The organism is Limibacter armeniacum (assembly GCF_036880985.1).
Lineage (GTDB): Bacteria > Bacteroidota > Bacteroidia > Cytophagales > Flammeovirgaceae > Limibacter > Limibacter armeniacum.
The window spans coordinates 1,610,044-1,630,234 of record NZ_JBAJNO010000008.1; the positions used below are offsets into that span (position 1 = coordinate 1,610,044).

Below are 20,191 nucleotides of genomic sequence, written 5' to 3' on the forward strand. Positions count from 1 at the left end.
TAGCCCTTTAAAATAGCTACTGACTAAACTGACATGCAGATTTCTAAAAACAGCTTTTCCCTTTCCAAAGGGATGTTTATTTCATATGGCAAAAATGAAAGCTTGCTTTTAGCTGCACGCCTTCACCAATATTTTACGCTCTTGCAGGATGAAACGTATTCAGGAGCGTGGTTTGAACCTGTCAACAGGCCTGCGGATATTACTTTTTCGGAGTGGAGTCATGAAAGTATTGCATCTGCACAAAACTTTGTGTTTATCATTTCCCCTGATGCTTTAAGAACCCCTGAATGTATCGAGGTCTTGGCTTATGCCATAAAACTAGGCAAACGAATTGTCCCTGTATTGCATATCAATCCTACTGAAGATGATTGGAACGCTTTGGTGGAGGAATGCAAACGGGATGGGAAAACTCATCAGGCAACATTATTTGGTGAGGCAATTGATTTTCTGAGAAACCATTCCCAGTGGGTTGATGCTGAAGAAGAGGTTGATACAGAAGCCTTGGCAAAGTGGCTTGCTAACTATGAAAACCAGTGGGAGCAGCATCAGGACCTAGCGTATCTGCGACAGTGGGAGGCCCCGTCAAGTGTAAATCTGTCAGAAAAGGTTTTAAAGCAGCTTCAGCAAATATTTCAATCAGGTGCTGATCTGGTCAATATGCATACTGAGATCTTGAAGCAAGGGCTAGAGTGGTTGGCTTTTGATAAGGAAGAGACGTATCTCTTGGCAGGGAATGTACAAGTGGATGATTGGGTAGAGAAAGTTAGAGATTGGCAGGGAGAATACTGTTGTACATTGTCAGATCTGCATATTGAGTATATCAATGCCAGTAAGAAGTATATGAATGGAAATAGGGCAGACCTTTTTGTATGCTATGCTAACAATGATCTCAAGGAAATGAGGGAGGTTCAGCGATATTTGCAAACACATTTGCTCACTACTTGGACAGATGTAGATGATATTGGGAAAGGAACCGTTTATAAAGAAGAGATACTAAAGGGGATTGAAAATGCTAGGACAATATTGTTGTTGCTTACATCATCTTCTCTTAAATCAAAATATTGTCAGGAAGAGGTAGAGTATGCTGCCTCATTGGGCAAGAAGATATTTACATATCCTATTGAGGACATTTCTGTAGTGTCTTTACCGAATTGGCTCGATCAGCTACAACAAACTTTACTTGAGAGTACAGATGAGTTGTTGTTAAAGCTAAAGGGCTTAAAAGCACCCGAAGCGATTAATGATACTGAACAGGGTACGGGATCGCACTCAGGCAGGAAGTTTGAGGAGCAAGCGCAGGAGAATGAAATTCTAATAAATGAAAGCGATAAGAGCTTGATTACAATGGCTGAAAAAGACCAAAAGACGAATAAGAAGCTGAAAGGGCTGTTGGTCGCTTCATCGGTATTGATGTTTGCGGCAACTTCAGGGTGTCTGTATACATGGCTTCAGAAGGAAAATGCTGAGAAGGGGTTGTTAGCTGCTGAGGAGGCTAAAAATGCTGCTGTTCAACAAAAGTTGAAAGCTGAACAGGCTTTACTAGTAGCTGAGAATGCACAAAAGGAAGCCGAAAATGCCAAATCAGAGGCAGAGCGTCTGTTTGCAATTGCAGAACAGGAAAAGCAGTTGGCATTAAATAAAGCACAAAAAGCACAAAGGGATAAAAACGCTGCATTGTATCAAAAGGAGCAGGTACAGGCTGAGGTGGCTTCTTTGACTGAGTTACTTCAAAAAGCGAAAGAGCAAGTAGAGGAGAAGAAGGAAGAAGCGATTGTCGCTCAGGAAGTGGTAGATAACAAAACCTTGGACGCTGAAGCAGCGGCTAAGGAAGCCATGGTTAATCAGTTACTTTATTTGCATCATCAAGCATTGGTAGATGCTCAAGACCATACGAAGGCAATGCGTATTGCTGAGGCGGCTTATTTTATGGGAAGTGATGTGAAGGGAGTTGAAGCAGCTGTGCTGGAATCGGCTAAGAGCATTTATGCACAACAGCCATTTAGAAAGGCATCTTTCAAGCAACACCGAAAAGCGGTTAGTCAAGTACTGATCTCACCTGATGGTTCTGAAGTTCTCTCCCTTGATAAAGATGGTGTAGCAGTAAGGTGGAATTTCAATGGTGTACTACAGGCTGAGTTGGCATATACGGGTGAGAATATTCGTCAAGTAATGTGGTCGCCTGATAGTGAGAAAATACTGATGGAACTTGAAGGGGAAAACAGGCGTACTCGTGTCATTATGGTTTTAAGAGATGGTCAACTTTATGGAGCGTATCAGGGTACATGGCCTGCCGCTTTCTCAAAGGATGGAAAGTATTTGGTGATGGCCAATGATAAGTCGGGTGGAAGCTACTGTTACAATTTGAAGGAAAGTAAGTCTACAAAGCTGAAACATGCAGGTAACCCTATCAGCTTTAACTTCTCTGAAAGCGGTAATCAGTTGGAAATACTCCTTGAGAAAGAAATTCGGGTATGGGATCTCAACAGTAATGAGTTAGTATCAAAAGAAAGCGTTCATCGGAAGACAGCAGGCAAAAAGGATCCAATAGCAGAGAAGGTTGATGTGCTATTGAGAAGAGGTAGCTGGAATGCAGGAGAACAATATATGTCTGCCACCATTGAGGAAGCAGCGCTGAAGGAAAAGCTTTCAAACTGGAAAAATAAGTCAGGTAAAAAGAATGCATTTTTCATGCAGCTGGATAAGTTGGAACCATATGACCATTTTGTGCTTTCAACGGATAGAAAGCGTCTGATGGCGTGGAACAATGAACATCTGGTAGTGGTAGATGACAAAGAAAGAGAGTGGCATTTACCTTACAAAGTTCAGTCAGCAGCCTTGAGTGTAGATGGAACCAAGCTTTTGACAAACCAGTCCGGAAATCAGCAAATTGCGCTATGGGACTTGGAAAATGGAACAGTAGGCGATTTGTTGAGTGAAGGTATCGAACATATTTACAGGTCTCCATCTGGTAAATTCACCTTGGCAGTAAATAAAGAATTTCAGATCAAAGGTTTTGACTTTGAAGGAAATGCATTGTTTGCAAGTGACCTGAACCGATTTGAGCGAGTGTTGTTCTCTTCTGATGAGCAGTGGGCGATGTTTGCGGAAGGTGATACGGAAGCAGCCAATAAATCACAGGTAATGAATTTGGAAACTGGGAAGGTGATGCCTTATGTCGCAGAAGAACATGGTGCATTGAAATTCAAATTACCAGAGGCATATACTGACATTGTAATTGAAAGAGAGTATAACATGCTTAAGATATTTGAGCAAAAGAAAGAAGTGGCGTTTTTAGAATTCTCCATTCCTGTATATGAAGCAGCCTTGACTCCAAACCGTGACTACCTGATGGTATGTACTGATGCTGGTTTGCTTTACAGGTATCCATTCTCTAAGCAGTCAGTTATCATGTCTTTGCAGGATAAGTCAATCGAAGAGCTTCAATAAAAGCAAGTACTTAGCTAATTAAAAAGCGGTCTTTCAGTTAACCTTGAAAGACCGCTTTTTTGTCCTTAAGAATTTATTACCAGTGCTTATTGATTTTCATAACCATGCACTGACCTGGTTCTAGCCTTGCAGATACCCAACTGTCATGGAAGGTATAGTGAATGCTTGAAAGGTGGTCGTAATAACTGTTGTTGTATGTACCTTCAATGTGCAGGTAAAACTCTTCCGAATGGCTGAAATTGGTATTGGCAACTATCAGTAATGAGACATGTTGTTGCCAAGGGTCAAACCGTTCAAAAGCGATGACGTGTCCAAACCCACCATGAGGACGGTGTATTTTGATAGAATGTTCATTACCATTGGCAATAAAGTTTTCCCCTTCAGGCAGTAAGTTGCTGTTGTACTGTTCCCTTAACTCACTTACCTGTTGGATAAATGGAATAATATGGTTGTCAGTATCCCAATTCAAAGCACTTTTGAAAAAGAGGGGAAGTTGCTTGTCTCGGAAGTAGTCATTTTCTTCCTTGGTGAAATTCAGCCCTGTGTTGACAGGCCAGTCTTCAGCCAGTTCAAAACCCTGATGAATCAAAGGAATACAGTTTGGTAGAAAACTGTTAATCACATAAGTACACTTGGTATGTGCGATTCCTCCTCTTTGTGTTGCCCTAGGTGTATTATGTGTTTCAGGAGTTCCATAAAAAGGAACTGCTAACCATTGGGCTGCATCTTCAATTACTCTTTGGATACCATCGGGCTTTGAAGTGACTCTCCATTCGTGTCCCAGTACCGCATTGTAGCCAGCTTCTCGGCTAGCTAAGGTAATGTCAAAATTTTCTTCACAGAATGCGAAATCAGGGTCAATAGCTCTTGCTTTTCCTATAATCTCTTCCATTAGGGGTTGTGGTACAGCATGCCCCATGTCCATCATGACCCCATCAATACCAAAGCTAGTCTGATAATGTGGAATAACACCGGCTAACCTGTCCCAGAGTGGACGGTTAACATTCGCAGGTTTTGCCAATTGCGGATCATAATACCGTATGGTATTGTAAGCGATGTAATTGAAGTCATTCTCGTCCTTCGCAAATGGGTAATTGTACATCCGTAAGTAGGTCACATCTGTCCATGCTGGCTGTATATCGTCTGGCGGCCAATCAGCAAAGGCTCCAGGAATGATTAGTTTCCCTTCTTTTGTGTAGGCAACATATTTTCCATTTTCAATTTTAATCTGCTCGGGTGTTGGAGGCTTTTTGAAAAGCGACCTGTATGTAGTACTTGGAGGAAAGTATGTACCATTTCCCTTAGGGATTTTCTTTATTTCAATTAATTCATCTTCTGGAAATTCTGGACTGTGATATTCATGGGAACGTGTGGCATCAATCCAGTAAAACCATTCAGGGTGCTCCATGACCCAATCACCTCCTAAAGAATTTGTTCTGAGTACAAACTCCATTACTACCCGCATTCCCATCATATGGGCAGCTTCTACAAACGCCTGAAACTGTTCATCCACAGAAAATGGAATAAGCGTGTCTGCTAACAGTTCATCGAGCTTGTATTGGTTTCTGATTGCATATGGTGATCCCAAGTCCCCTCTGTTGCCATCTTCCCCGATACTGGTCAATGGCAGGCAATAGACAGTGTTGATTCCCAAAGATTTGATATATGGCAACAGTGCTATACACTTAAGGAAAGTACCAGTCTCCCTAAAGCCATTCTGACTCATTGTGAGATCATCAGAGTGTGTACCTATTAGCCCATCATTGTCGTGGTCATAGGCAGCAGTCTGTCTTGGGAAAATATTGTAAAAATGTCCTGTATAGGTCCAGTCTCCACCTCTTCCGTGGACTTTATTCTGGATTTTGGAGAGAGGTTTATTGTAATCAATTCCACTTTGAGCACTTGCCAAAATGCCTTCAATTGCCTCTTTAAACCAACTTATTGGATTTACACCTACTGGACCACTTGGGTTATCCTGACTTAACCAAAGACCAGGGACATAGTAAGTCCTTTTTTCTTCGGTTTCATGTTTAGTCAAGTAGTCAAGAATCTTTTTAAGGATAGATTGGTGTGATGTCATGTCAATGTATTTATGAGGTATAAAGCCCAAAAAGTGATGTTGATGTATCTTCTTCGAAATTTTCAGTTTTAAAAAGAATTGGTCATTCTTGATATAGGTGTTTTAGACTTTTTCCAAGAATGTTTAGTGGGGAATCCACTGAATATGTCCGAAAATATTGTGAGGAAAGTTAAGATTACATGATCTCAATCACTTTTTTTGTTAATGAGAATGAAACCATATTTTCAACGGGTTGAAATAAAAGAGAATCGAATGTTTTTTGTACAAACCAAAGAAAAAGAGGAGCTAATTACTCCTCCTGATTTTCATAATATTCCTCATACATTTGCCTGATGACTTCTTCCCCAACGGAGTTTTGCCTTTGAGCATCACGTTGAATACACTCCTCTAGCTGCGTATCAAACTCTTCGATAGACACGGTGACTTCCTCTCCCGTTTCAACCTCTAGCATCTGTGCAATAGCCCTTATTTTCTTGAGGTGTATAGGGGCTAAGTTAGTGTCATCCACTATAACATTCCTGCCAGCCTTGATTGAAGACCTTATCAGCCAGTCTCTCAAAGTGAGGACAAATCGTTCGTTATCTGGAGAGTGAACGGAACTGTCCAACATCTCCCTCATTTCATCTCGGTTGACGCGTTTCCAAACATTAGGCTCTTTTTCAAGCAATGCTTTGGCAAAAGTTGTTTTGCCAGAGGCTGGTAAGCCTCTAAGGACAAGTATTTTTCTCATCTGATAGTGGTTGAAAGTCGTACGGTTAGCTTAATGGCTAAGCCAGTACTTAGGCATTGAGTTTACGCTCATCTTTGAGCAGTTCAATAGCCTTTTTTATTCGTGACTGGATTGTTTCGTCTTTTTTGGCATCACCAATCCACTGTGCGTATTCTTTTCGGTATGTATAAGCCAGCTTTTCAAAAAACTCTTTAGCTTCCGGATTTGCGTTTAGTGCATTTTGAAATACCTCTGGTACCTCAATCGCAGGCCTTCTGACTCCTTGTGTTCTTCGGGTAAGCTTCACATCATTCAAAGGGCGAAAGCGCAGCGCTGACCAGACTTCATCAATGGCAACTTGAGAAACAGGTACATACTGTAAGTTTTCCATAATATTCCAGCCTGTATCACGAGTAATGTCGGTTTTGATACCACTGGATTTTTTAGGGTAGGAGCACCAAAGAATCCCTTTTTTGTCTAAAACCTTTACAGCTGTAGGAACCAGCTTTTTCAGTTCTGCCTTATTGTGAGCGAAAACTTGAACAAACTGATAGGCCTGTCCTTTAGCTACCTCAGTATCAACCGATGAGAGATTCAGTGAACCTAAATAATGAAGGTACTCTTCAGGGGCGTTGATTATCAATATATTGTATTCAGCTTTTAGCTGAAGCTTTTGGGTAATGGCAGAAATATCGATCATATTCTTTGGTTTTAATATCGAACAATGAAAAAGGGTCTTGTTTTCAGGTGAAGAAGTTTATGTTGGGGCTTTCTTCAAATCCAAATTAAATGAAATAAAATAAAGATAAAATGCAAATATCTGTTACTGAAATCTTAAAGATTTGTCTGCGCTAATTACCTTGTGAGGATTGGTAGTTAATAATATTCGTCACTACCTTTATATCTTGGTGATTTAGTAAGACAAAAAATGGGTTGTGAGTTAACCTCAGACCCAAAGAGTAAAGTGCTGTTACTCATAATAGAAAGATTAATTACTGTGACGCTAACTGATGAGTTTTAGAAAGCCTTTGAAAATACGGAACGAGTCATTCTGGTTGATGCTCCTGCTGACAGCCCTTTCTTTCGGCTTGATAATATTTTATGTGTATTATCGGGCAGGGGAACAGGCAAAGAAAATGGCATTTGCTGTAATGACTTCAACAGCCGAAAAGCATGCACAAGGGATCGAAGGAAAAGTTGAGCTGGTTTTGGATCAGGTTGACTATCAGGGTGAGCTTGTTGAGATGAATTGTGAAGATGGAGATTTGGACCTGGATATCCTGAACCGAAGCCTTTTGCATTTGCTTTCTCATAATGGTAGTATCCATGCTACTTGGGCTACGTTTGAACCTGAATACTTGAAAGAAGCAGGTTTATTAGCCAATCAGAATAAAGACAGTGCAGAAGTAAGTCCTTTTTGGTATAGGACCAGAGAAAACGGAAAAGACGACTTCCTTTCTGATGAATTGCCCTACAGAAACGTAATCAATAAGCTGAATCTCAAATCAGATAAAACAGAAATCCTTCATACCCGCCACATCTTCCATGACTATGATCACAAGGTCTCAACTGGTGAGTTTTTTACAATTGTAACCCCCATCACACTTAAAGGAAAAAGGATTGGCTTGGTCGGTGCTGATATCAAAATGAGCAAGATCAAGCAGATGATTAATGGTACTTCCATGTTTTGGCAGGAATCAACCATTTTGATCTCTAATGATTTTCAGATCGTAGCACACCCTCATGAAGAGTGGGAAGGTAAGTATGTGGAAATGCCCGAGAATTTGCGTCGTAGGTTAGCTGCGATGAAACCAATTTCTAGGGTTCATTTTAATAGGGACGGTCAGGAAGAATATTACGAGACATTCATTCCTATGAATATTCGGGGGGTGGCAGAGCCGTGGTTCTTGTCAATTAGAATGCCGATGTACCTGCTGATGGAGACTTCAAAGCAGACAAGAAATTACCTGCTGGTGATTGTATTTGCTGCTTTGGTGGTGATCTCTCTTGGGATGTCCTATGTGGTAAGTAACTGGAGAAGGGAAATCAATAACAGAAAGCAAATCGCGGAAGAATATAAGCATACAAGTGAACTGTTGAGAGATATTCTGGATAACTCAGAAAGGCTACTCATGTTTACAGTTGACAAGGATTTTAAGCTGATCAGTTTCAATGCGGAGTTTGGAAGGATATTGGAAATGATATCAGGAGCTAAAGCACATAAAGGCAATGACATTTTCTCATTTTTCCCTGCCAACTACAAGGCGCTTGAAAGAAAGTATAAAGCTGATGATAGGCACTTCACTTTGGAGAAGTTTGAGTATCATTTGATTAGGGCATTGGATGGCGATGCATTCTCAATTACAGAGCTGTATGGTGAACTGAGTTTCGAGCAGTTCTATAACCCATTCAGAAATCAAGAAGGTGAAATCATCGGTGCGACCTGTTTCTTTATTGATGTAACTGAACTCAAGATAGCAGAAGAACAGCTAATGGAGTCAGAAAGTAAGTTCCGTCAGCTGTATGAAACCAGTGGAGATGGATTTGTGCTGATGTCTGTTGACCGTTATATCACCGACTGTAATGATACATTTGTTAGGATGATGGGGTATGATAACCGTAAGCAGTTACTAGGGAAACATGTCAATGAGTTTACACCAGAGAAATGGCATAGTCTGGTGGAGTATTCACTGAATGAAATTCAGGAAAAAGGTTACTCAGCACCTTACGAAAAAGAATACCTAAGAAGAGATGGAACCCCACTTCCTGTAGAAGTGAGGATCAATAGTATTACAGATGAGTATGGCAACCTGAAAGGTCTTTGGGGTAGTATTCGTGATATTTCAGAAAGAAAATATATTGAGGAGGAGTTGCAGGTTTATCGGGATCATCTTGAGTTGATGGTAAAACAGCGTACCAAGAAGATAGAAAACCAGAAGCTGGAACTGGAGAAACAATCTGAAAGCCTGAAAAAGGCGCATGATGAAATTCAGTCGAAAAATAGTGAGCTAGCCAAGCAACATGATATTGTACAGCAATCCCTGTCTGATTTGGAACAGGCTTATAAAAACCTGAAAGTGATGCAGGCCCAATTGGTAAATGCGGAGAAAATGGCATCACTCGGGCAGCTGACTGCAGGTATTGCACATGAGATCAATAACCCGATCAACTTTGTGTTCAATAACGTGACTCCACTGAAAGAGGACGTGGCAGAGATCAAGGAAGTGATTTCTCGTTATCGTGAAGAATATGCAGGGGAAGAGCTTCAGAAGCTGTGGGAAGAATATGATGTATCCTTCCTGTTTGAAGAAATAGAGTTGCTACTTCAAGGTGTGGAAGAAGGGGCTTCAAGAACTGCCAGTATCGTTCAGGAGTTAAAAACATTCTCCCGAACCAATGATCAGGTTTTTGATAAAGCCAATGTTGAGCTGGGCATAGATGCCACTTTAACGCTACTCAATAACAAGATTAGAAACAAGGTAGAGATCATCAAGGAATACGGTAATATCCCTGAGATTAGCTGTAATTTAGGTAAGCTGAATCAGGTATTTATGAATATCCTGTCTAATGCGGTTCAGGCAATTCCTGATGAAGGAGTAATCACAATTAAGACAGCCATTGCCGAGGGTAAAAAAGTACCTTCAATCAGCATTACAATCCGTGATAATGGTATGGGAATGGAAGAGCAGACTCAGAATAAGATATTCGACCCATTCTTTACGACCAAAAAGGTAGGAGAAGGTACAGGACTGGGCTTATCCATTTCTTTTGGTATCATTCAGGATCATGGAGGAACCATCAAGGTGAATAGTAAAGTTGGAGAAGGAACGGTGTTTGAAATTGTGTTGCCAATTGAGCAACCTGAAAAAAAGTCTAAAACAAAAGATAAGCAACAAGTAGATTTTTAGGATAAAAATAAGCCACCGGAAAAGGGGGGATGACTTTCCGATGGCTATAAAATTGGGGAGGGGGATAAGTTGGCTAGCTTGGAGATTATATATCTTATTTGGTTTAATTGTTAAGGCTTTTTCTATGATTAAATTTAATGGTTGTTCATGAATCCATGAAAGGCTGGATTGTAAAAAATTCATTTTACCTGAAAATTCTTTTTTTAGTGCAATTGTAGTGCTGCTTAGTTGCAAATCAGATTTTTGAAGGGAGTATGTCTTACCGTTAATCACTAACTTCATGAGGCTGTAATTCTTACATGGGTACTCTTCCTCAGTAATTTGACATAAGTATTTGGCGATAGCCATTAGCTTGAAAGTTCAAAAAAACTTTTAGCTAACTTATGAGAATTACCCTAGTCTTGAGCATACTTATTTTCATACCTAATTTCGCTCAACCCCAATCTTTTTTACATCAGGTTTCTGCTTCTAGTGCTTCTACTGGTTATGCGGATATCGCATCAGTTTATAGTAAGAGCATTTCCGGAAATCCTGCCATCATTTCAAATTTCAAGGAAGCTAGCCTACTTTCAGGTTTTGCCTATCGCTTTAATCATCCTTCTTTTTCTACCATGTCTGCTGGAGTGGTGATGCCTGTTGCTTCTCCCATCAGAGTCTCATTGCTTGCTGCCAGATTCGGAGATCGTGCTTTTCATGAGCAAGCTGTATCACTGTCAGTATGTCATCAGGTAGGGGAAACGTATTTGGGGCTCAGCTTGAATGTGATGGAAGAAGGTGGGGAGCAATTACTAACTGAGCGGAGTGCAACAATCGACATTGGAGTAGCTTTGCCATTACTTTCATCATTGAGGCTTGGAGCAATGGTGAAAAATATCCTTCGAACTGCCTATAGGTATGAAGAAAATTCTATCCCCACTTATATCCAGACAGGTATTGCTTATGAACCTTTATCCGATAAGTTAGAGTTACAGTTGGTAATCAGTAAAGAGGTAGCAGGTGAGAAGGCATTACATGCGGGTGTTTTTTATAAACCAATTCCTGAAATAAGCTTACAAACTGGTGTTAGAACATATCCCTTGTCTCAACATTTTGGAATTGGTTGTAAGCTGAATAAGGTCAGTGTCCATTATGTCATTGAGAGAAGCCAATATTTACCTGTCAATCATCTATTGGGAATGTATGTGCAACTTTCTAAGAAAGCGGCAATATGAAAATTGTACTCCTGATTTTCTTGATGTGTCTGTCATATTGGGTATTTCCGCAGTCAAGGCATCCTGCGTATAATACAAAAACAGCTGAGCCTTTTATGGAACAGTACTTGGCAGATGCAGAAACCACTTCTCCTGATTTTGAGCTCCTCATGCATTATTACCTTTCTCCGTTAGACTTGAATAAAGCGGATAAAACAGACTTACAGGTATTAGGTGTGTTGAATAATGAAGAAATTGACGCTCTGATTGCGCATAAGGCAAGGTTTGGAAAGCTACTTAGCATTTATGAGTTGCAGGCAGTGAAAGGGTGGAGTCAGCATACACTGGATAGAATCCTACCATTTGTCAAAATAAGTGATGCTGGAAATGATACTGATAGCCGACCATTACTTGAAAGAATTAGAAAGGAAGAAAATCACTACTTGCTCTTGCGTTGGCAGAGAGCATTGCAAAAACAGCAAGGGTTTATTGACAATAAGGAAGGGAAGTCAGCGTATCTAGGCAGCCCTGATAAACTATTTTTAAAATGGCGGTTGAGTAGACCAAGGGATTTTAGTTTCGGTATTACAGCGGAAAAAGATGCAGGTGAATCATTTAGATATGGAGCTGATTACATATCTGCTCACGTTGGGTTATTTAATAAAGGAGTGCTAAAGTCTTTGATTATTGGAGATTATCAGATGCAGATCGGGCAAGGACTTTTGTATGGAGGAGGTTTTACGACAGGAAAAGGAAGTGAGACCATTCTATCAGCCAAAAGGAACCACATAGGTATATTGCCATATTCATCGTCTATGGAGAGTGGTTTTCTTCGGGGTTGTGGTTTTACCCTAACAAAAGGAGCTTTTGATTTTACAGGTTTTGGTTCTTTAAGGAATTTGGATGCCAATACTGAAGCAGAAAACATTACCATCAAAGAAGACGGTTTTCATAGAACTGAAACTGAGGTTAAAAACAGGAAGCAGCTTACAGAGCTCTTGACGGGAGGACACTTGAGATATCAACCTTCGTTTTTCCCATTGCAAGTTGGATTGACTTATTCTCAAACCCGGTTTTCTCACCATTTATCTCCAACTCCTACTTATTACAATCAATTTTACTTTCAGGGAAAAAGATTAGCCCTTGTAGGTTTTGATTTGGATATAACTTGGCAAAACCTGACCATTTTCTCAGAAGTGGGGAAAGATTTAAATGCAGGGTTGGGGTATTTGGCAGGAGTAATGGCTGGCTTATCTAAATATGCTGACTTGACATTGTTGTATCGGGACTATGCAAGGGATTTTCATACGTTTTATGGAAATACTTTTGGCGAATCTTCTCAGAATATAAATGAAAGCGGGTTGTATGTAGGGTTAAAAGTTTATCCGAACAGACAATGGGAAATCTCCGCATATATTGATCAGTTTAAGTTTCCATGGTTACGTTTTCAGGTCAATAGACCTTCAGTGGGGTATGACAGCTTTCTGAGAGTGAAATGGAAGCCATCTAAAGCAATCGCCATGTACGGTCAGTATAAGTGTGAGGTGAAAGAGAAGAATACGGAGATTTTAGCCAATACGGAAGTGTCCCAATTGACGAAGCAACAATGGCGATTTGATGTTGATTATGGAGTTAGCAAGGAACTTAATTTAGGAGTAAGGTATCAGGCAAGTCAGCAATTGCAAGACGGAGCTGAAAGTACAAGCGGAATGGTCTTGCTTCAGGATGTGAGTTACCAATACAAATCCCTTCGGTTTAGTGCACGTTGGGCAGTTTTTGATACAGACGACTATGATAATAGACAGTACGTTTATGAAAAAAATGTATTGTATGCCTTTTCCTTTCCCGCATACTATGGGCAAGGTATGAGACAGGTTTACATAGTACAATACAAGCCTTCAACCCGAATGTCAATTTGGGGACGGTATGCTGTGTCACACTATAGTAATCAGGAAGTAATAGGGAGTGGTAATGACCTAATTGAAGGAACAAAAAAGTCAGAAGTCACCCTACAGCTTTTACTGAAATTTTGATTTGTATCATCATTGTCCATGCGATTATTTTTATTGAAAAAAACTATGTAATTTTGATCTATTGAAAAATAAATTTAGATAAGTCTAAAAATATATGGATGCATTTTGGATAATTCTGACAGGAGTTTTGGTCGCATCAAGTTGTGGACTGCTAGGTTGTTTTCTCCTTTTAAGGAAAATGACGATGGTTGGGGATGCCATCTCTCATGCTGTTTTACCCGGTATCGTAATCGCATACCTTATTTCAGGTTCAATCAATAATGTTCCAATGCTGGTTGGTGCGGCCATCTTTGGCGTGATTGTAACAGTGCTGATTGAGATGCTAAGTAAGCGAGGAGGACTTCAGGAAGATGCAGCCATAGGGGTTTCCTTTACCGCACTTTTTGCCATTGGTGTTATCCTGATTTCTTTTTTAGCAGGAAGTGTAGACTTGGATCAGGATTGCGTACTATATGGGGAGATCGCTTATGTACCCTTGGATGTGTGGGAGTGGAATGGTGTAGAAATGGGGCCAGCTGCTACTTGGATGCTAGGAGGCAATCTACTATTGGTCATTGCTTTTATACTGTTCGGTTATAAAGGTTTGAAGTTGACTAGCTTTGATCCTGTCTATGCAACCAGTATAGGAGTATCAGTAAACTTATGGCATTATGCCTTGATGGGAGCTGTTTCAATGACAACTGTGTTTTCATTTGAATCTGTAGGGGCTATTATGGTCGTGGCATTTCTGGTAGGTCCTGCGGCAATTGCATACTTACTGACAGAGAAACTTTCCATCATGTTGGCACTGTCTGTTGTGGCAGGGGTTATCGCAGCGATAGGGGGGTACTATTTAGCATTATGGCTGGATGGTTCAATCGCGGGAGCGATGTCTGCAATGATCGGAATAGAGTTTATGTTGGCATTCCTTTTCAGTCCAAGCCAAGGGATTCTCAATAAGAAAAAAAGGTTGGCTGTTTAGGTTCACCTGAGCATTTTGAATAATAGAAGAAGAGGTGTTGAAAATATTCCTTTCCTTTGCAGAAGAATAATGTGATTTTTGACGAATGGAGGAAAGAATAATTCTTGGGATAGACCCAGGTACCACTGTAATGGGATATGGTTTGATTTTGGCAAAGGGAAGTAAGCTATCACTGATTCAGTATGGTGTCATTCATTTGTCAAAGTACAGTAACCACGCCTTGAAGCTCAAAAAGATTCATGAGAGGATTACGCAGATACTGGAAGAGTACCATCCTGATGAAGTAGCTTTGGAAGCGCCTTTTTTTGGTAAAAACGTTCAGTCGATGCTTAAACTAGGTAGAGCTCAAGGAGTAGCGATGGCAGCAGCACTTATTAGGGATATTCCTATTACAGAATATGCACCCAAAAAAGTGAAATCTGCCGTAACAGGAAATGGAAATGCGACTAAAGAGCAGGTTGCCAAGATGTTGATGAACATCCTTAATTTTAGAACAGCAGCCAATGAGTTACTGGATGCGACTGATGCCCTAGGAGTGGCTGTTTGTCATGTCTATCAAAAAGGGGATAATACAAGTAAAACCAAGTCTTGGGGAAACTTTTTGGCACAAAATCCTGATCGAATAGTAAAAAAATAAGTACGAGTTTATAGATTTGTCAAGTTATTAGTCTAATTACGGGCTAATTGCACACATCGCTTTCAATTTTAGTGGCACGCTGATGGAAGAAGACTTTGAGAGAAGGGATTGGAAATGAGGGTGTTGCAATTTTTTGAAACCAAATTACATCGTTAACCATGTCTTATAATCTATTAAAAGGAAAAAGAGGAATTATCACAGGTGCTCTGGATGAGAACTCAATTGCTTGGCAAACTGCTGTCAGAGCAGTAGAAGAAGGTGCTGAAATTGTATTGACTAATGCACCAGTTGCCATGAGAATGGGTAAAATCCAAGAGTTGGCGGATCAGTTGAATACAATTGTGATTCCTGCTGACGCAACATCTTTGGAAGATATAGAAAACCTGTACAAAAAGGCACAAGAGCACTTCGGTGGTGAGAATATAGACTTTATCCTTCACTCAATCGGCATGAGCCCGAACGTGAGAAAAGGTAGAGAATATGGTGACTTGAACTACGACTATTACCAAAAGTCAATTGATATTTCAGCTCTATCATTCCACAAGATGATGCAAGTTGCTGAAAAAATGGACATCCTGAATGAGTGGGGTTCAGTAGTAGGACTGTCATATATTGCAGCTCAAAGAGCATATCCTGATTACAGTGATATGTCACAGGCTAAAGCAGTATTGGAGTCAATCGCAAGAAGTTTTGGTCAGCGTTTGGGTGAGAATAAGAAAGTTCGTGTGAACACGATTTCTCAGTCTCCAACTCCTACTACAGCGGGTCAAGGTATCTCAGGTTTCAATGTATTCCTGGATTACGCAGATATGCTTTCTCCACTAGGTAATGCAACAGCAGGAGAGTGTGCTGATTACATCATCACTTTATTCTCTGACCTGACTAAGAAGGTTACAATGCAAAACCTTTTCCATGATGGTGGTTTCTCAACATCAGGCATCTCACATGCATTGGTAGAGAGATTGAGCAAGTAATTTTATTACTGCTTTAACAAAAAAACGGTTGGTGTTATCAAAACACCAACCGTTTTTTTATGACCATCTTTATTTACTATTAGGAAAGCCAAATGAATAGCATTCCTACTTCAATGTTCCTTTATAAGTATTGTTGTTGAGTTCTTTCATTCGAAGAAGTTCTCCGAGTCTGTGCTCATGCTCATCAACCCACTGAATCTTGTTGTAATCATTGTTTGGATACATGTCAAAGTAGGAAACATATTCACTTCCAGCCTCTTCAAACTTATCCGTAAAGTACATTTCAATCATTACAAAGTTCTTGCTGATGTTACTGACTAGATCCTGATAAATAGGATCACTGGCAAACCTGTTATTTGTTTCAGCCTCTTCTGCTATTTTTCGCTCAATAATTTTCTTTTTAACAGCAGCTCTTCTTTTGTTTTCTTCCTTAATCAGTTTTTGACGCAAACCTTCATAAATTTTGTACTGGTCTTCGGGTAAATCAAATAAGTCTTTACCAAAATAGAGTTTCCAGAAGTAATCGTTGTCAGGCTGAGTTTTTAGTTTTGCCCAAAGTTCAGGCTTCATAAAAGGATCATTCATCGAAGCAATATCGTTCGATACGGTCTGAGCCTTTGCATTGGAAGTAAGAAGGTTAAAGGCAAAAAATAATAATATATAGAAAAAGGTTTTTCCTTTCATTGAATAGCGATAGTTAAATTCAGACATACTAGGTCTTTTGTATAAAACTCAAAACTTGCTGAAATATTTTTCCTGATAGCAGGATTCGCAGTTAAAGTATAATTTCTTGTATCAAATTAAGATTTTTTGTGCCTGTCTTCAAACTCATTTTAAGAAGATACGACGGAAGCGCTTTGTTTATAGGTGTATGCATGGATATATCAGACTAAAAGTTGGAAGATAATGCTCAATCTTCGAACAAGAATGGTCAAATCCTTGATTTCTGTGATGTATTTGATGGCATAAGAACTATTTTTGCACCTTAAAAGCTAATTCAGCTAAACAGGAATAGTACAAAAGCGTTGCCAAAACACTTTTATTTTGCAACTGTCTGTGAGATGGAGAGAAAGTTTTAGGGAAGAGGATTATTACAATATGATAAGGTTATAATTTTAAAGCTGTGCTATATTTGTATGGGATTTTGAGTTGGACCCAAAATGATTGATGAGAATGGACCACAATAAACTGAACAAACTTTCAGCTTCCCTAAAAGGAAAGCTATTGTACAATGATACCATCCGTACATTATACGCCACGGATGCGTCTGCTTACCGAGAAATGCCTTTGGCTGTTGCTATACCAGAAACAGAGGAGGATATCAGAAAGCTTATTGTCTTTGCTAATGAGCACAGCGTCTCATTGATCCCACGTACAGCGGGTACCTCGTTGGCAGGGCAAGTAGTGGGTAGTGGTATTGTGGTAGACGTTTCACAGAAGTTTACTTCTATACTGGAAGTGAATAAGGAAGAGCAGTGGGTACGTGTACAACCTGGCGTTATCCGGGATGAGCTAAATATGCACTTAAAGCCATATGGGTTGTTTTTTGGCCCTGAAACGTCTACGGCTAACCGTGCGATGATTGGGGGAATGGTCGGTAATAATTCTTGTGGATCCAATTCTGTGGTCTATGGAAGCACAAGAGATCACCTGATGGAGGTGAGAGGCTTTTTGAGTGATGGAAGTGAGGTAGTCTTCAAGGATATTAGTCCTGATGAGTTTCTTGCTAAATGTCAAGGACCCGATACGCTGGAAACGAAGGTTTACAATCAAGTCAGGGAAATGCTGTCTGATGAGGTAAACAGGGAGGAAATAGAGAAAGAGTATCCTAAAAAGACGATTCCAAGAAGGAATACAGGTTATGCATTGGACTTGCTGGCAGATACAGAACCATTCAATAACGATGGTATGCGTTTCAACTTCTGTAAGTTGATTGCAGGCTCTGAAGGTACTCTGATATTTATTACGGAAATTAAACTTCATTGTGATCCAACTCCTCCTGCCTATAAAGGGCTGGTATGTGCTCACTTCAATACAATTGATGAGTCTTTACGAGCAAACCTTATCGCATTGAAATATACGCCATCAGCAAGTGAATTGATGGACCATTATGTGTTAGAATGTACAAAAGCTAACATAGAACAGGCGAAAAACCGTTTCTTTGTGCAGGGAGATCCAGGCGCGATTTTGGTAGTGGAGATCAGTAGAGATAGTGAAGAAGAAGTGAAAAATGCTGCTGATGCTATGGTGGAAGAGATGAAGCAAGCAGGACTTGGTTTTCATTTTCCATATGTATTTGGTGATGATATCAAAAAAGTCTGGAACCTGCGTAAGGCAGGGTTAGGCCTATTGTCAAATACGCCTGGAGATATGAAGCCTGTGGCAGTAATTGAAGATACAGCGGTAGATGTTAATGACTTGCCTTCCTATATAGCGGACTTCAATGAGACACTTACAAAACACAACCTGTATTGTGTTCATTATGCTCATGCAGGTTCAGGAGAGTTGCACCTTCGTCCTATTCTTGACTTGAAGACAGAAGAAGGTAACCAAATGTTCCATACCATTGCTGATGAAATAGCCCATTTAGTAAAGAAATATAATGGATCATTGAGTGGAGAGCACGGAGACGGTAGACTCAGAGGAGAGTTTATCCGATTTATGGTCGGGGAGAAAAATTATGAGTTGCTAAAAGAAGTAAAGTTTGCTTGGGACCCGAAAAATGTATTCAATCCAGGCAAAATTGTGGATACTCCGCCAATGAACACAAGCTTGCGTTATATGCCAGGTATCGATACGCCAGATATTGATACAGTGTTTGATTTTAGCGCTACACAAGGTTTGGTAAGGGCTGCCGAATTCTGTAACGGTTCAGGAGATTGTCGTAAGACGGAGCTGTCAGGAGGTACCATGTGTCCAAGCTATATGGCTACCCGAAACGAGAAGCACACGACTAGGGCTAGGGCTAACATCATGCGAGAGTATTTGAGAAAGCCTTATGAGCAAAACCGTTTCAATCATAAAGAGATTTATGATGTGATGGACCTTTGTTTGTCGTGTAAGGCTTGTAAGTCTGAATGTCCTTCCAATGTGGATGTCGCAAAATTGAAGGCAGAGTTTCTACAGCACTACTATGATGCGAATGGTGTTCCTTTAAGAGCGAAGATGATAGCAGGTTTCAGTAAGTTGAATACATTAGCTTCACTAGCACCTTGGGCCTATAACTTTGTTTTCAAGTTTGGTCCTACAGCTGCAATAGCCAAGTCTGTGTCTGGGTTTGCAAAAGAAAGGTCTGTTCCTCTTTTGCATAAAACGACTGTCGATAAATGGTTTAAGAAGCACCAGAAACAACTGAAATCAGCACAGGTCAATACAAAAGGAAAGGTATACCTTTTCAATGATGAATTTACCAACTACAATGATACTCCTGTAGGTATCAAGATGGTATCTCTATTGGAGAAGTTGGGTTATGAGGTAATTATCCCTAAGCATATCGAAAGTGGCAGGACTTACCTTTCAAAAGGTCTGGTAAGAGAAGCAAAAGAGATTGCTATTCAAAATGTAAACTTGCTGAAAGACATCATCTCTGAAGAGGTGCCATTGGTAGGGATTGAGCCATCCGCAATTTTGACTTTTAGGGATGAGTATATTGACTTAGTACCTGATTACATGAAAGCAGATGCTCGTAACCTGGGAGAAAATGCACTGCTTTTTGATGAGTTTTTCGCTAAGGAAATAAAGGCTGGAAATATTACAGCTGACCAGTTTACTGAAAAGCAACAGCTCATAAAGGTTCACGGACATTGTCATCAGAAGTCAATGGCTTCATTGACACCAACAAAGCAGATGTTGTCATTGCCAACAAACTTTGAGGTGCATATGATACCTTCAGGGTGCTGTGGAATGGCAGGGTCATTTGGGTATGAGAAAGAGCACTATGAGACTTCTATGCAGATAGGAGAGTTGGTACTTTTCCCTACTGTTCGTAAGCAGCCAGAAAGTGTGATGATTGCTGCACCAGGAACAAGTTGCCGTCATCAGATAAAAGACGGTACTGGAAAAACAGCACTTCACCCAATTGAAATATTGCATGATGCATTGAAATAATGGTGCTAAAACCATCGCTTATAACAGAAAAACCGGATTTGCTAATCCGGTTTTTTTTATAGATAATCGCTACTTATTACAAAATAGACCTAAGCCCAAAGGAGATTTAAGGAAGAGGAATTTAGTCAATAATAGCGTTTGAAGA

General features: G+C 40.2%; 12 protein-coding genes. 8 read left to right on the forward strand and 4 right to left on the reverse strand.

Going from position 1 to position 20,191, the window contains the following annotated elements; genetic code table 11:
• Positions 1-33: 33 nt before the first annotated feature.
• Positions 34-3,447 carry a TIR domain-containing protein gene (locus V6R21_RS12700; RefSeq protein WP_334243993.1) on the forward strand — a complete coding sequence of 1,138 codons (3,414 nt, stop codon included), beginning with the start codon at positions 34-36 and terminating at the stop codon, positions 3,445-3,447.
• A 76-nt stretch (positions 3,448-3,523) separates the two neighbouring features.
• Here the strand turns inward: V6R21_RS12700 and V6R21_RS12705 are convergent, their stop codons facing one another.
• The 3 genes from V6R21_RS12705 to V6R21_RS12715 form a co-directional block, all read right to left on the reverse strand.
• Positions 3,524-5,527, reverse strand: a complete 2,004-nt coding sequence (locus V6R21_RS12705) for an alpha-amylase family glycosyl hydrolase (protein WP_334243994.1) — start codon at positions 5,525-5,527, stop codon at positions 3,524-3,526.
• A 289-nt stretch (positions 5,528-5,816) separates the two neighbouring features.
• Positions 5,817-6,257 carry an AAA family ATPase gene (locus V6R21_RS12710; RefSeq protein ID WP_334243995.1) on the reverse strand — a complete coding sequence of 147 codons (441 nt, stop codon included), beginning with the start codon at positions 6,255-6,257 and terminating at the stop codon, positions 5,817-5,819.
• Positions 6,258-6,306: 49 nt separating this feature from the next.
• Entirely contained in the window at positions 6,307-6,936 is a 630-nt protein-coding gene (locus tag V6R21_RS12715) for a YdeI/OmpD-associated family protein (RefSeq protein ID WP_334243996.1), read from the reverse strand.
• A gap of 310 nt (positions 6,937-7,246) precedes the next feature.
• On the opposite strand from V6R21_RS12715, the gene V6R21_RS12720 reads away from it, so the two are divergent.
• From V6R21_RS12720 to V6R21_RS12745, 6 genes are all read left to right on the forward strand, one after another.
• Entirely contained in the window at positions 7,247-10,144 is a 2,898-nt protein-coding gene (locus tag V6R21_RS12720) for a PAS domain S-box protein (protein WP_334243997.1), read from the forward strand.
• 383 nt (positions 10,145-10,527) lie between these two features.
• Positions 10,528-11,355, forward strand: coding sequence for a hypothetical protein (locus V6R21_RS12725; protein WP_334243998.1), 828 nt, complete (start codon positions 10,528-10,530; stop codon positions 11,353-11,355).
• Positions 11,352-13,367 carry a ComEA family DNA-binding protein gene (locus tag V6R21_RS12730; protein ID WP_334243999.1) on the forward strand — a complete coding sequence of 672 codons (2,016 nt, stop codon included), beginning with the start codon at positions 11,352-11,354 and terminating at the stop codon, positions 13,365-13,367. The genes V6R21_RS12725 and V6R21_RS12730 overlap by 4 nt, the downstream gene beginning before the upstream one ends.
• 94 nt (positions 13,368-13,461) lie before the next feature.
• Entirely contained in the window at positions 13,462-14,328 is an 867-nt protein-coding gene (locus V6R21_RS12735; protein WP_334244000.1) for a metal ABC transporter permease, read from the forward strand.
• A gap of 85 nt (positions 14,329-14,413) precedes the next feature.
• The gene (ruvC, locus tag V6R21_RS12740; RefSeq protein ID WP_334244001.1) at positions 14,414-14,965 is read left to right on the forward strand and encodes a crossover junction endodeoxyribonuclease RuvC; all 552 of its coding nucleotides are present in this window, start codon (positions 14,414-14,416) and stop codon (positions 14,963-14,965) included.
• A gap of 158 nt (positions 14,966-15,123) precedes the next feature.
• Complete coding sequence (locus V6R21_RS12745; RefSeq protein ID WP_334244002.1) at positions 15,124-15,939, forward strand: enoyl-ACP reductase FabI; 816 nt, start codon at positions 15,124-15,126, stop codon at positions 15,937-15,939.
• A 105-nt stretch (positions 15,940-16,044) separates the two neighbouring features.
• Here V6R21_RS12745 and V6R21_RS12750 read toward each other — a convergent pair whose 3' ends face one another.
• Positions 16,045-16,623 carry a hypothetical protein gene (locus V6R21_RS12750; RefSeq protein ID WP_334244003.1) on the reverse strand — a complete coding sequence of 193 codons (579 nt, stop codon included), beginning with the start codon at positions 16,621-16,623 and terminating at the stop codon, positions 16,045-16,047.
• 489 nt (positions 16,624-17,112) lie between these two features.
• Between V6R21_RS12750 and V6R21_RS12755 the strand changes: the two genes are divergently transcribed.
• A complete protein-coding gene (locus V6R21_RS12755) occupies positions 17,113-20,046 on the forward strand; it encodes an FAD-binding and (Fe-S)-binding domain-containing protein (protein WP_334244004.1) in 2,934 nt (977 codons plus the stop codon).
• Positions 20,047-20,191 lie beyond the last annotated feature (145 nt).

Coding starts and splice junctions, on each gene's coding strand:
- V6R21_RS12730 (WP_334243999.1), top strand. CDS start 11,352: ATGAAAATTGTACTCCTGATTTTCTTGATGTGTCTGTCATATTGGGTA.
- V6R21_RS12720 (WP_334243997.1), top strand. CDS start 7,247: ATGAGTTTTAGAAAGCCTTTGAAAATACGGAACGAGTCATTCTGGTTG.
- V6R21_RS12725 (WP_334243998.1), top strand. CDS start 10,528: ATGAGAATTACCCTAGTCTTGAGCATACTTATTTTCATACCTAATTTC.
- V6R21_RS12715 (WP_334243996.1), bottom strand. CDS start 6,936: ATGATCGATATTTCTGCCATTACCCAAAAGCTTCAGCTAAAAGCTGAA.
- V6R21_RS12745 (WP_334244002.1), top strand. CDS start 15,124: ATGTCTTATAATCTATTAAAAGGAAAAAGAGGAATTATCACAGGTGCT.
- ruvC (WP_334244001.1), top strand. CDS start 14,414: ATGGAGGAAAGAATAATTCTTGGGATAGACCCAGGTACCACTGTAATG.
- V6R21_RS12700 (WP_334243993.1), top strand. CDS start 34: ATGCAGATTTCTAAAAACAGCTTTTCCCTTTCCAAAGGGATGTTTATT.
- V6R21_RS12710 (WP_334243995.1), bottom strand. CDS start 6,257: ATGAGAAAAATACTTGTCCTTAGAGGCTTACCAGCCTCTGGCAAAACA.
- V6R21_RS12735 (WP_334244000.1), top strand. CDS start 13,462: ATGGATGCATTTTGGATAATTCTGACAGGAGTTTTGGTCGCATCAAGT.
- V6R21_RS12750 (WP_334244003.1), bottom strand. CDS start 16,623: ATGAAAGGAAAAACCTTTTTCTATATATTATTATTTTTTGCCTTTAAC.
- V6R21_RS12705 (WP_334243994.1), bottom strand. CDS start 5,527: ATGACATCACACCAATCTATCCTTAAAAAGATTCTTGACTACTTGACT.
- V6R21_RS12755 (WP_334244004.1), top strand. CDS start 17,113: ATGGACCACAATAAACTGAACAAACTTTCAGCTTCCCTAAAAGGAAAG.